The 11,661-nt window shown below is 48.3% G+C and carries 15 protein-coding genes; 5 read left to right on the top strand and 10 right to left on the bottom strand.

Annotated elements, in window-relative coordinates; genetic code table 11:
* The first annotated feature begins 269 nt into the window (after positions 1 to 269).
* Positions 270 to 1,424: a glucans biosynthesis protein MdoC gene (gene mdoC, locus ACLJRH_RS11150; protein WP_023136823.1), complete on the top strand. Its 1,155-nt coding sequence runs from the start codon at positions 270 to 272 to the stop codon at positions 1,422 to 1,424.
* A 16-nt stretch (positions 1,425 to 1,440) separates the two neighbouring features.
* Here mdoC and ACLJRH_RS11145 read toward each other — a convergent pair whose 3' ends face one another.
* From ACLJRH_RS11145 to csgB, 6 genes are all read right to left on the bottom strand, one after another.
* Entirely contained in the window at positions 1,441 to 2,928 is a 1,488-nt protein-coding gene (locus ACLJRH_RS11145) for a phospholipase D family protein (RefSeq protein WP_000976323.1), read from the bottom strand.
* Positions 2,864 to 3,403, bottom strand: a complete 540-nt coding sequence (gene ymdB / locus ACLJRH_RS11140; RefSeq protein WP_000203939.1) for an O-acetyl-ADP-ribose deacetylase — start codon at positions 3,401 to 3,403, stop codon at positions 2,864 to 2,866. Before ymdB ends, ACLJRH_RS11145 begins: the two co-directional genes overlap by 65 nt.
* An 85-nt stretch (positions 3,404 to 3,488) precedes the next feature.
* Positions 3,489 to 3,809 (bottom strand): type 1 fimbrial protein, encoded by a 321-nt coding sequence (locus ACLJRH_RS11135; protein WP_023136822.1) that lies wholly within the window; start codon positions 3,807 to 3,809, stop codon positions 3,489 to 3,491.
* Between the two features lie 130 nt (positions 3,810 to 3,939).
* The gene (gene csgC, locus ACLJRH_RS11130; RefSeq protein WP_000557256.1) at positions 3,940 to 4,266 is read right to left on the bottom strand and encodes a curli assembly chaperone CsgC; all 327 of its coding nucleotides are present in this window, start codon (positions 4,264 to 4,266) and stop codon (positions 3,940 to 3,942) included.
* A gap of 62 nt (positions 4,267 to 4,328) precedes the next feature.
* Positions 4,329 to 4,784, bottom strand: a complete 456-nt coding sequence (csgA, locus tag ACLJRH_RS11125; protein ID WP_000771416.1) for a curli major subunit CsgA — start codon at positions 4,782 to 4,784, stop codon at positions 4,329 to 4,331.
* Positions 4,785 to 4,825: 41 nt separating this feature from the next.
* Positions 4,826 to 5,281, bottom strand: a complete 456-nt coding sequence (csgB, locus tag ACLJRH_RS11120; protein ID WP_000791656.1) for a curli minor subunit CsgB — start codon at positions 5,279 to 5,281, stop codon at positions 4,826 to 4,828.
* A 755-nt stretch (positions 5,282 to 6,036) separates the two neighbouring features.
* On the opposite strand from csgB, the gene csgD reads away from it, so the two are divergent.
* From csgD to csgG, 4 genes are read left to right on the top strand one after another with little or no spacing between them, the layout of a single operon-like run.
* Positions 6,037 to 6,687, top strand: coding sequence for a biofilm master transcriptional regulator CsgD (gene csgD, locus ACLJRH_RS11115; RefSeq protein WP_000481517.1), 651 nt, complete (start codon positions 6,037 to 6,039; stop codon positions 6,685 to 6,687).
* Between the two features lie 4 nt (positions 6,688 to 6,691).
* On the top strand, positions 6,692 to 7,087 hold the full coding sequence (csgE, locus tag ACLJRH_RS11110; protein ID WP_000833307.1) for a curli production assembly/transport protein CsgE: 396 nt from the start codon (positions 6,692 to 6,694) through the stop codon (positions 7,085 to 7,087).
* A 26-nt stretch (positions 7,088 to 7,113) separates the two neighbouring features.
* Complete coding sequence (csgF, locus tag ACLJRH_RS11105) at positions 7,114 to 7,530, top strand: curli production assembly/transport protein CsgF (protein WP_001264073.1); 417 nt, start codon at positions 7,114 to 7,116, stop codon at positions 7,528 to 7,530.
* A gap of 26 nt (positions 7,531 to 7,556) precedes the next feature.
* Positions 7,557 to 8,390, top strand: a complete 834-nt coding sequence (csgG, locus tag ACLJRH_RS11100) for a curli production assembly/transport protein CsgG (protein ID WP_001137620.1) — start codon at positions 7,557 to 7,559, stop codon at positions 8,388 to 8,390.
* Positions 8,391 to 8,428: 38 nt separating this feature from the next.
* Here the strand turns inward: csgG and ACLJRH_RS11095 are convergent, their stop codons facing one another.
* The 4 genes from ACLJRH_RS11095 to ghrA form a co-directional block, all read right to left on the bottom strand.
* Positions 8,429 to 8,911, bottom strand: a complete 483-nt coding sequence (locus ACLJRH_RS11095; protein WP_001546652.1) for a DUF1097 domain-containing protein — start codon at positions 8,909 to 8,911, stop codon at positions 8,429 to 8,431.
* A 100-nt stretch (positions 8,912 to 9,011) separates the two neighbouring features.
* Complete coding sequence (locus ACLJRH_RS11090) at positions 9,012 to 9,566, bottom strand: molecular chaperone (RefSeq protein ID WP_001001890.1); 555 nt, start codon at positions 9,564 to 9,566, stop codon at positions 9,012 to 9,014.
* A gap of 23 nt (positions 9,567 to 9,589) precedes the next feature.
* Complete coding sequence (locus ACLJRH_RS11085) at positions 9,590 to 10,327, bottom strand: phosphatase (RefSeq protein ID WP_000283646.1); 738 nt, start codon at positions 10,325 to 10,327, stop codon at positions 9,590 to 9,592.
* Between the two features lie 84 nt (positions 10,328 to 10,411).
* Positions 10,412 to 11,350 carry a glyoxylate/hydroxypyruvate reductase GhrA gene (ghrA, locus tag ACLJRH_RS11080; protein ID WP_000402552.1) on the bottom strand — a complete coding sequence of 313 codons (939 nt, stop codon included), beginning with the start codon at positions 11,348 to 11,350 and terminating at the stop codon, positions 10,412 to 10,414.
* Positions 11,351 to 11,661: the final 311 nt, after the last annotated feature.

Here is an 11,661-nt window from a genome sequence, read left to right as displayed (position 1 = left end):
GTCGTTTATGTTTCATAATAAGTAAGCACTTCCCCCTTTGTGTGCTTATATCGATCCGATCCATTTTAATGGATAATCAGGCATTACGACAACTGAATCCAGGCTTTGTTCAGCGCGCTGGCTCATGGATTAAGCACCTCCCGCGCCTGTTTTCACTTTGCGTGCTTATCCTGGAGACAGGTTGTCGGAGTTGGTGTAGGGTTGCTACCGAATGTAACTATAATTCGCCTTATGGATAAGGTGAAAAATCTGAGAATACGTGACCTTATATGAGCTCTGTACCCGCGCCGCGTGAATATTTTCTTGACTCTATCCGCGCATGGCTGATGTTGTTAGGGATTCCCTTTCATATCTCGTTGATCTATTCCACTCACAGTTGGCATGTCAATAGCGCCACGCCATCGTGGTGGCTAACCCTGTTTAACGATTTTATCCACGCTTTTCGTATGCAGGTGTTTTTTGTTATTTCTGGTTATTTTTCGTACATGCTGTTTTTACGTTATCCGTTAAAACGCTGGTGGAAAGTACGGGTAGAACGTGTGGGTATTCCCATGCTTACCGCAATCCCTTTGCTTACCTTGCCGCAATTTATCCTGTTGCAATATGTCAAAGAGAAAACAGAGAACTGGCCTATGCTCTCTGCCTATGAAAAATATAATACATTAGCGTGGGAACTCATTTCACATCTGTGGTTTTTACTGGTGCTGGTGATATTAACCACAGTCAGCATCGGGATTTTTACCTGGTTCCAAAAAAGGCAGGAAACAAGCAAGCCTCGTCCCGCCGCTATTTCACTGGCCAGGCTTTCGCTTATTTTTTTCCTGCTGGGGATGGCTTACGCCGCTATCAGGCGCATTATTTTCATCGTATATCCGGCAATCCTCAGTGACGGCATGTTCAATTTTATTGTGATGCAAACGCTATTTTATGTGCCGTTTTTTATTCTCGGCGCGTTGGCCTTCATTCACCCCGATCTGAAAGCGCGCTTCACCACGCCCTCACGCGGATGCACTTTAGGCGCTGCCGTTGCTTTTATCGCGTATCTGCTGAATCAACGTTATGGGAGCGGCGACGCCTGGATGTACGAAACCGAATCCGTGATTACGATGGTCATGGGGCTGTGGATGGTGAACGTGGTATTCTCACTGGGGCATCGCTTGTTAAACTTCCAGTCCGCGCGTGTCACCTATTTCGTGAATGCTTCGCTGTTTATCTATCTGGTGCATCATCCCTTAACGCTTTTCTTTGGCGCGTATATTACACCGCATATCACCTCCAACCTGATCGGGTTCTTGTGCGGGCTGATATTTGTTATGGGTATTGCGTTAATTCTGTATGAAATTCATTTACGCATCCCGCTCCTGAAATTTCTCTTTTCAGGTAAACCGCCGGTAAAACAAGAAAGCCGCGCCGCGATCGGGTAGTTTTCCGCGCGCGGGTTCACAGCAACCATTCCACAGGTAAAATTGCCGCCAACCGTACCAGAACTCGCTGCCAGAAACGCGTAGCGGGTTCTTTCTTTAACACCTTTTCCTCTTCTTGCTGACGATCGATCCAGTTAATTCGTCCCCAGCGATCCAGCCGCAGTTGCCAGGCCGCATCGCGTTGGCTCTGCGTAAAACGCTTATGAATAAGCGTCGCCAGCGTCTCACTTTCAATGACAAAGCCCATTTCGGTATTTAAAAGCGTTGAACGGGGATCAAAATTAAGCGACCCGATAAACACCTTACTACCATCAATACTGAACGTTTTAGCATGTAAGCTGGAACCTGAGTTCCCGGTGAGTCCGCGATCATGTACGGCGGTTTCATGTTCGCGGGTCGGTTTCAGTTCGTAGAGCTCCACGCCATAGCGCAGTAATTTCTTTCGCCAGCGCGCGTACCCTGCGTGAACGACCGCCACATCGTTGGCCGCCAGAGAGTTAGTTAAGATGGCGATCTTCACGCCCTTCCTGACCAGATTAAGCAACTGCGCCACGCCTGCGCGCGTAGGGACAAAGTAAGCGGAAATAATGTCGATACGCTCCGTCGGCGACCCCATCACGTCAAATAATCGCTGCGGAAGAAGCGAATGGCGCTGCGCCTTCCCCTCGCCTTTAGAAGGGTCATCGCTAAGCAAGCGTGTTTTTGCCCAAATCAGCGGCAACGTTCCGCGATCGAGATCCGCCATAAACTGGCTGGTTTCCAGCTTATGCAGATAACGGCGGGTGATCTCATCGTTATACCAGGATTCGGGAAGTTCGATACGCTGCGTCAGTTCCTGCTCAGAAAGGGATAATACTTGCTGCAATGTCGACACTGAACTACAGCGCCAGTAACGTTCAAAATCATTGGCGACATCATTGACCACCGGGCCAATGGCCATCACGTCCAGATCGGAAAATAACGGCTCCTCGCCAGCGCCGAAATAGGCATCGCCGATGTTGCGCCCACCGACCAGCGTCACTACGCCGTCGGCAGTGTAACTTTTATTGTGCATCCGCCGATTCAGCCGCGCAAAATCCGTCAAATATCCCAGCGCGCGTAGCGTACGAAAAGAGAAAGGATTAAACAGACGAACTTCGATATTAGGATGGCTATCCAGCAAGCGCAACGTATCATCCAGACCAGGCGTATTGTTATCATCCAGCAGCAGACGAACATGAACGCCGCGCTTCGCCGCCGACAGCAGTACCGAAAAGAGCAGCCGCCCGGACATATCGTCTTCCCAAATATAATACTGCACATCCAGCGTCCGCGCCGCCATTTCGGTCAGGCGGTAGCGGGCGGCAAAAGCGTCCAGACTGTTATCCAGCGCCAGAATGCCGCACTCTCCGGGATGGCGCGCGCATAGCGGTTCAACGGCACGCTCCAGGCGTGTTTTATCAGGCAGGGTCGTCGCCTTGCTGAGTAAGTAATCTTGCGTAAAGCCGGGCAGTTTCTTCATCATAACAGACAAAGTATACCTGTTCAGGCAGAGCGTAACGGGTAATAAAATCTGAAACCGTCCTGACGGCGACTTCAGCGGCCTGGGCGCGTGGATAGCCATAAACGCCGGTACTGATTGCCGGAAAAGCGATGGAACGAAAGTGATTCGCCTCGGCAAGCAGTAAACAATTCCGGTATGCCGCTTCGAGTAGCTCAGCTTCCTGGTGTTCGCCGCCTCGCCAGACGGGCCCCACTGTGTGAATAACCGCCTTTGCCGAAAGCTTGCCAGCAGGCGTGATAACCGCATGTCCCGTCTGACATTCGCCCTGTTGCTGGCGGATGAGTTTACAGGCGTCCAGCAATGCTGGCCCCGCCGCGCGATGAATCGCGCCGTCTACGCCGCCGCCGCCCATTAATGATGCGTTAGCGGCATTCACAATCGCATCGACGCTAAGTTGAGTGATATCACCCTGTATGACCTGAAGACGTGATGTCATAACCCCCCCTTTGTCTCACCTTATCTGCAAAGTGTACAGCAGGGCTTTCAACAGAGTCGCTCTTTTTATATCTATGACACCGCCGTTAACGGTACTCAATATTCATCACCGCCAGGCTTTTTTGCGCATCGAGATAATGCAGCCGCACCGTCGCAATGGACTGAATATCCTGCGGTAATCCAGATGCCTGCCGAAGGTCAATCCGGTACATTTGCTTTTTACCTTCGCGTAGGCAGGTTAAATCAATATTTTCGGCGTGAGTAGAAATATCGCACAGTGGCTCAACAATCGCGCCGCGAAAATGGATAACGCCGCCCTGTACCGTTTGTTGCCCTACCGCAGAATGGATAAAAAAAGCGCAGATACACAGACCTATGGCAGGGATATTTTTCTTGATTACGGACATGTTAACTCCTCAATGATTAGTCATCCTCGAGGGTTCGGCGTTACCTTTTAGCGACATGCCGAGACGATGAGACGCTTTTATCGCCTCTTTATACCCAGGTCAGCCAATCCATTTCCGCCACCATCAAAAACTACTGTGCAGAAGGCGGCCATTGTTGTGATAAATGCAGTGATTGTCCGTCCGAAACAGTAACAATAATTTTAACCGAGTCCTCTGAAGATATATTTACACTAAGACGAGACAACTCAATCGGTTGATTAGCAGGTAAAGATAGCGTTTGTTTTTGCTGTGTATGGCTTTGTCCCCCGACGCCGTCGCGCACAGAGAGAATTTGCACCTGACAGACGCAGGGTTCGTTTAATGTGACTTGAGGGATCACCGTGTAAATATCGCCTTGCTGAGTTGTGGTAAACGTAATCTGATTTGAAAGTGCGGCAAGGAGCAATAAAGTATGCATAATTTCCTCCCGAAAAAAAACAGGGCTTACGCCCTGTTTTTTTTATTAGCGCAGACGCTAAATTAATACTGGTTAGCCGTGGCGTTGTTGCCAAAACCAACCTGACGCACCATTACGCTGGAATCAGATGCGGTCTGATTAACCAGCGCGGCGTTATTACCGCCGTATTGGCCGACAGTAATATCGGAGTTTTTAGCGTTCCACTGGTCGATGGTGGCATTGTTTCTGAAACCATTCTGAGTCAGTTCAATAGTACTATTATCCGCACCCTGGCCTACATCGGCGCCGTTACCATAACCGCTCTGGGTAATGGTCGTTTCAGATTTACGGGCATCGCTTTGCAGAGCAAGCGCAGCGTTAGCGGAACCGTACTGATAAATGCTCAACGTTGAGTCCGGGCCGGAACTATTGCCGCCGCCGTTATGATTACCGCCGCCGCCCCATTGTGGAACGACGCCTGCCAGAGCACTGCCAGAAACTACGATTGCTGCGAATGCTGCCACTTTTAAAAGTTTCATGGTAAAACCCCCATCGGATTGATTTAAAAGTCGTAACGGTATTAGCGTTGGGTGACGCGAATAGCCATCTGCGACTGTTTCTGCACTACAACTGCTGTTTTCTGCGTACCGTACTGGGTAATATTGGCCTTATTTCCAGAACCTTTCTGGATAATAGCCGCACTATTACCGTAAGCGCTTTGCGATATACTGGCATCGTTGGCATTGCCCGTTTGCTCAATATACGCAAAGTTATAATTCCCTGCCTGGTCGACTTTCGCCCGATTATTTCCTCCTTCTTGTGAAATAACGGACAATAGTTTTGATCCTTCCTGGCGTACTCTGGCACTATTATCCGTGCCGACTTGACCAATAATGGCCGCCTGATTAAATGAAGACTTGCTTAATTCATTTACCGCAAAATTATATTCTGAACGAGCCAGATCATAATTTGTCGCGGTTGCAATCCCAGGCGCACCCAGTATTGTCAACATCATAAATAACAATTTGTTTTTCATGCTGTCACCCTGGACCTGGTCGTACATAGCGAAAACTATCTATTGTTTTGTTAGCGACATGCGTTTTTTGTTAACGCGTCGTTACGATGAAGAGTATGTCCGTGGAAACATTTTTAATAACTCACCCACGCGTGGTATTTTGTTATTTAAGCTCATACCAAAGTGCTAATAAAACGATAGCCATGTGATTTTTTATAATTGATTTTTGGCCACAGAAGAGAGTGTATCGCGCACCCAAAAAATGAAGTGTTGGTGTGTGTTATGCCACCATGGGGATGTTCTTATGCTTCCCATGGGGGGGCAATACGCACAAGACGTGACACACTTCGTTTTTTTTGTCTTTGTGCTGTCCAGGTTAATGCCACGTCTCAAATTTTAAGAAAAAATAAAATCAAAACATGACTTACAATAATTAAAATGATTAAAAATCAATGAATTATTATAATTTGTATGATTTTTTAAATCTATGCAATAACAGCTAAATGTACAACTTTACTATCAAATCTAAACTTCAAAAAAACCCAAAAACAACATTTTAATATATATTTTTACATCTTGTTACAAGTTTAACACTTGCTTTAAGATTTGTAATGGCTAGATTGAAAACAGTTAAAAGTATTTCCGTAAATATTTTTCTCTTTCTGGATAATGGGCTATTTCAACCCACAGCAGTGCAACATCTGTCAGTACTTCTGGTGCCTTTATTTTATGGGGGCAGCTGTCAGATGTGCGATTAAAAAAAGTGGAGTTTCATCATGTTTAATGAAGTCCATAGTAGTCATGGTCACACACTATTGTTGATCACAAAGCCATCTCTGCAAGCTACGGCATTATTGCAACATTTAAAGCAATCGCTGGCCATAACCGGAAAACTGCATAATATTCAACGTTCTCTGGAAGATATCTCAGCCGGTTGCATTGTTTTAATGGATATGATGGAAGCGGATAAGAAGCTTATCCACTATTGGCAGGATAATTTAAGCCGCAAAAACAATAATATAAAAACATTATTGTTAAATACCCCTGACGATTATCCCTACCGTGAAATTGAAAACTGGCCTCATATTAACGGCGTGTTTTACGCCACTGAAGACCAGGAACACGTGGTCAGCGGATTACAGGGTATTCTGCGCGGCGAATGCTATTTTTCACAAAAATTAGCCAGTTACCTGATTACACACTCAGGAAATTACCGCTACAACAGCACCGAGTCCGCATTACTCACTCATCGCGAAAAAGAGATCCTCAATAAGTTACGTATTGGTGCCTCTAATAATGAAATCGCCAGGTCGCTATTTATCAGCGAGAATACGGTTAAGACACATCTTTATAATCTTTTCAAAAAGATAGCTGTCAAAAATCGCACCCAGGCAGTTTCATGGGCAAACGATAATCTCAGGCGGTAAGGCCATGAAACGCTATCTGACCTGGATTGTAGCAGCAGAGTTACTGTTCGCTACCGGAAACCTGCATGCCAATGAAGTTGAAGTCGAGGTTCCCGGATTGTTAACCGACCATACCGTCTCTTCGATAGGACATGAATTCTATCGTGCATTCAGCGACAAATGGGAAAGCGAATACACCGGCAATCTGACCATTAATGAAAGACCCAGTGCGCGTTGGGGAAGCTGGATCACCATAACGGTAAATCAGGACGTTATTTTCCAGACTTTTTTATTTCCAATGAAAAGAGACTTCGAGAAAACCGTCGTCTTCGCATTAGCGCAAACAGAGGAAGCATTAAATCGCCGACAAATAGATCAAACGCTATTAAGTACGAGTGATTTAGCGCGTGATGAATTCTAAAACATGATTTTTATCCGGAGGCTGTCATGCGTGTTAAACATGCAGTAGTGCTGCTCATGCTTTTTTCGCCATTAACCTGGGCTGGAAACATGACGTTCCAGTTCCGTAATCCTAACTTTGGTGGAAACCCCAATAACGGTTCCTTTTTATTGAATAGCGCCCAGGCGCAAAATTCATATAAAGACCCCGCTTATGATAACGATTTTGGTATCGAAACCCCCTCAGCGTTGGATAACTTTACGCAGGCTATTCAATCGCAAATTCTGGGCGGCTTGTTGACCAATATTAATACCGGGAAACCAGGACGTATGGTGACCAACGATTTTATTATCGATATCGCTAATCGCGACGGACAGCTCCAGCTCAACGTCACGGACAGAAAAACGGGAAGAACCTCGACCATCGAAGTGTCAGGTTTACAAACTCAGTCAACCGATTTTTAAGCTACAGTCACTAAAGGATATAAATCATGCCGCGCTTACTTATTTTGGTTGCCGTTTTATTGTTGAGCGGATGCTTAACTGCCCCGCCGAAACAAGCTGCGAAACCGACATTAATGCCCCGCGCACAAAGTTACAAAGATTTGACGCACTTACCTGCTCCCACCGGTAAGATCTTTGTTTCGGTATATAACATTCAGGATGAAACGGGCCAATTTAAACCTTACCCGGCAAGTAACTTTTCCACGGCTGTGCCGCAGAGCGCCACCGCTATGTTGGTCACCGCGCTGAAAGATTCGCGCTGGTTTATCCCACTGGAACGACAAGGCTTACAGAATCTTTTGAATGAACGGAAAATTATTCGCGCAGCCCAGGAAAACGGCACCGTGGCGATGAATAACCGTATCCCGCTTCAGTCGCTGACGGCGGCAAATATTATGGTGGAAGGTTCTATTATTGGTTATGAAAGTAACGTCAAATCCGGCGGGGTCGGCGCAAGATATTTCGGTATTGGCGCCGATACGCAGTATCAGCTGGATCAGATTGCTGTCAACCTGCGCGTGGTTAACGTCAGTACGGGCGAGATCCTTTCTTCGGTGAACACCAGTAAAACGATCCTTTCCTATGAAGTACAGGCAGGCGTGTTCCGTTTTATTGATTACCAGCGTTTACTGGAAGGCGAAATCGGCTATACCTCGAACGAACCGGTGATGCTGTGTCTGATGTCAGCCATTGAAACCGGCGTTATCTTCCTCATTAATGATGGTATCGATCGCGGCCTGTGGGATTTGCAGAATAAAGCGGACAGGCAAAATGATATTCTGGTGAAATACCGTGAGCTGTCAGTACCGCCAGAATCCTGATGAATACGACAAAGCGTGGGGAAGACCCCACGCTTTTTTTATTTTGTGACCGCCGTATTCGCTGAATGTTGCTCGCGGCGTGATGCCAGCCATAGCCCACTATTTTTCATGGCATAGCCAAAGATTAGCCCCAGCGCCAGCGACGGTAATACCAACCGCCAGTCACCCTGCCCTGCAAATGTCGCGCAGGCGCCGATAAATGTTCCCGGAACAAAAGAAAGCAATAGCTGCTTTGCCTGGATACACATCAGGAATGCCACGATCCCCGTCAACACGTAACTGACAATTTCCAGATGCGGCGCCAGCGCGCTACCGTGAATAATGACCAGCGCCCACACCATACCGCTTAACAGCGTACAGGCGGAAATCAACAATCCCTTAAAGCCTCCCTGCGGACAGGCGAAATAAGCCGTACAGCCTAAAAAACCGGCCCAGCTTAGTAACCCCAGGGAGACGGCCACCCATCCCCATATTCCAGAAAGGATGCCCGTCGTGATAGCAATAGAAAGAAGTATGTTCATGGCGCGCATCATAACAGAAAAGCGGCACATTAATGAGATCACGCACACATTTTATGCAATGATGTAAAACACGTTGCAGTTAATGGTGATTTACATCACATTATTCTTCATCTTCTTCCTGAAGTTCATCCCACATGGCCCCTATCGCATCACGCGTTAGCGGCGCCAAAGTGCGCCAGAATGGCGTAACGGCATGGGCTTCAACTTTACCGAGGAAGGTATTGCACCAGGGAAGCAGATAATCGGCAAATAAGGTTTCCAGCGCTTCACTTTCATCTTCGGCAGACTGATCTTCCAGCCAGGAGGCCGCGAGCAATAAAGTACCAATGTGATCGGCAGGCGTATCGGCCAGCGGCATCCCTCGCGACGTTAAAAAAGCGCGCACCTCAGACTCTTCCGCGCCTTCGACCCACGCACTGCGGTATGGCGCTACCGCGCACTCTTCCCCAACAAATAACGCATTGTAATCAGTGGAAATCTGCGTGATATCGCAGCTTTTCTGTAAACGCGCCAGCATATCATCCTGCTCCAGCGGCCAGTTTGCCGCCAGTTTACCTTCACGGATTAACGTAAACAGCGGAACCAGTAAAGGATCTTGCGGTTGGCGGTAATACAACGATCCCAGCACACGGCACAGGATTGAAAACTCATTCATTGATATCTTCCCGTAAATAACGATTAAAGTTCGGCAAATTCCGGTACAGGCGCCATACCGCGTGATTCGAGAAAGGCCAGTAAGCGCTGCGGCGAGACGTTCAGGATTCGATCTTCCGGAAAATTCACCGCATCCAGAATTTTCCGGCATTCGGTGAAATCGCCAAGCGTAAAGGCCGTATGGGAATCAGAGCCTAACGCTACCCAGCCTCCCGCATCGCGTACGGCGGCAGCGACCGCGCGGCAATTATCTTCGCTTCCTTTACGCGAATGCAGAAAAGAAGAGTTGTTGATTTCCAGCGCTACATGGTGTTTCGCCGCCGCCTGCGCGATGGCGTTAACCTCCACTGGATACTTTGGATTTCCGGGGTGACTAATTATATGCACCTTGCCGCTGGCGATGGTCGCGATCATCGCCTGAGTATTGGTTTCTTTATCATGCGGCGCAAAAACGGGCTCATGAAAGCCTGCGATAATCAGATCCAGCGAGTCGAACATCTTTCCGGAGCAATCAATTTCACCGTTAATGTTCTTGATATTCGCCTCAATGCCACGCAGTATCCCCACGCCGTCAACCAGACGCGGCCAGATGCGCATGTTAATAAAATGCCAGTGATGCGGCGCATCTTCCATGTCCGGACCATGGTCGGTAATCGCAAAAAGTTTAATGCCTTTGCGTTTGGCTTCCGCGATATAATCGCTCAAAGTACTGTAGGCATGAGTGCTGGCGACGGTATGCATATGCAGGTCAACGGGATACATTGCTCTCTCCTGTAGTCATTTCCGACAAGGATAGCAGGTATCGCCAGCGTTTTTTAGCGAAACCCGGCCCGCGCCGGGTTGATGTCAATATCCTCTCGCCCGATCCACCTGCCCCGTCACCGGCTCTCCCTTCTCCAGCTGGGTAATTGTGCGGCTAATATAATCGATGGCTTCCGCCGGACGGGTGACTGCCGCAATGTGCGGCGTCATGGCGACTCGCGGATGGCGCCATAATGGGCTTTCCTGCGGTAACGGTTCCTGGCTAAAGACATCCAACATCGCGCCTTTTAGCTTACCGCTATCAAGCGCAGCCAGCAGATCAGCCTCCTGAACATGAACGCCGCGCGCGAGATTCAGCACGTAGGCGCCATCCGGCAATTGATCCAACAATTCGCTATTAATAATTCCTACCGTTTGGGCCGTATTCGGCAGCAGATTAATCAGCACCCGCGTCTGGTTCAGGAAAGCGCGCAGCTCTTCACGCCCTACATAACTTTCCACGCCAGGCCAGGATTTGCGGCTACGACTCCAGCAACGTAACGGGAACCCCCACGCCTGTAGACTTTCTGCCACTTTTGCGCCCAGTACCCCTGCGCCCATGATACCGACGCTAAATTCTTCGCGGGTATATTCCGGCAACGGTTTCCATAGCGCCTGATTTTTCAGCGCCTGATAATCATCGAAACGACGGAACCAGTGTAATACCTGGCTGACGGCATACTCCTGCATTTGCAGGCCCATTCCGGTATCTTCCAGACGAAATAGAGGAATGGAGGCGTCCAGCATTTCCGGATGCGCATTTAATTTACTCAGAATTGCATCCACCCCCGCGCCCAGTGCAAAAACGGCTTTTAAGCGTCTTCCGGCCAGCATTTCAACCGGGGGCTGCCATACAAGCGCATAGTCTGCGGGGTTGTTATCACCGACCTTCCATTCACGAACGCGCGCATGTGGGAGAGCCTTCTCCAGCGCATTTACCCACCAGGCGGCGTTAAATGTCGGGTGATAAAAAATTATCTCCATGTTATCTCCTGAGCAGTATGGTGCGGAATGTGATTGCGCCTGTTATCAGCGTTTTCAACGGGATGTGCAGCATAGCAAATTTCCCGGCGCGGGCAAAAAAAGCAGTTTTCGCCTATTAAAGCCACAGATTGGTGGAAGTTTGTATAAACGCGCATTTTTTTAAAAAAGTTGATTGACGTAGAAAAGATATTTCCCTACATTAGCGCCCGTTCCAGTAATGCTGGAGCGACAATTTGGTGAGGTGTCCGAGTGGCTGAAGGAGCACGCCTGGAAAGTGTGTATACGGCAACGTATCGGGGGTTCGAATCCCC

This window comes from Salmonella sp. SAL04162, from assembly GCF_046551535.1.
GTDB lineage: Bacteria > Pseudomonadota > Gammaproteobacteria > Enterobacterales > Enterobacteriaceae > Salmonella > Salmonella enterica.
The sequence above is the reverse complement of the archived record's forward strand: the minus strand, read 5'-3'. Positions and strand labels throughout refer to the sequence as shown.